Source organism: Streptomyces wedmorensis, from assembly GCF_000716445.1.
GTDB lineage: Bacteria > Actinomycetota > Actinomycetes > Streptomycetales > Streptomycetaceae > Streptomyces > Streptomyces wedmorensis.
The window spans coordinates 1-553 of record NZ_JNWK01000168.1; the positions used below are offsets into that span (position 1 = coordinate 1).

At 77.6% G+C, this 553-nt stretch carries 1 protein-coding gene; it reads right to left on the reverse strand.

What is annotated here, in order from left to right:
• Positions 1-17: 17 nt before the first annotated feature.
• Positions 18-553, reverse strand: a 536-nt coding sequence (locus OO54_RS40960; protein WP_033212847.1) for a UDP-glucose--sterol glucosyltransferase, incomplete at its 5' end; no start/stop codon positions are given.

Below are 553 nucleotides of genomic sequence, written 5' to 3' on the forward strand. Positions count from 1 at the left end.
GTGCGGCGGGCAAGCGGTCAGCGCGCCAGCCGGGTGAGGGCGGCGAGCACCGGTGCGACGCCGTCCTCCACGGCCAGGCGGTCGGCCAGCGCGCGGGCACGCGCACGGTGGGAGTCGTCGGACGTCGCCCGGCGAAGGGCCGGGGCCAGGGTCGCAGCGGTGAGGCGGCGCAACGGCACCACACCGGGAGCGGTGCCCAGCGCGGTCAGCCGGGACGCCCAGAACGCCGCGTCGAACTGCACCGGCACCGGCACGGTCGGGACCCCGGCCCGCAGGACGGCGCCGGTCGTGCCCGCTCCCGCGTGGTGGACGACGGCGGCCGTCCGGGGGAACAGCAGGGAATGCGGCACCTCGTCGACGGTCAGGATGTCGTCGCCCCGGCCGCCCAGTCCCGCCCAGCCCCGCTGGACGATCCCGCGCACCTTCGCCGCGCGCAGCGCGGTGACGATCTCGCGGCTCACCCGCTCGGGGTCGGGAACGGTGGCGCTGCCCAGGCCGACGAAGACCGGTGGGGGCCCGGCGGCGAGGAAGTCCTCCAGTTCCGGGGTCAACC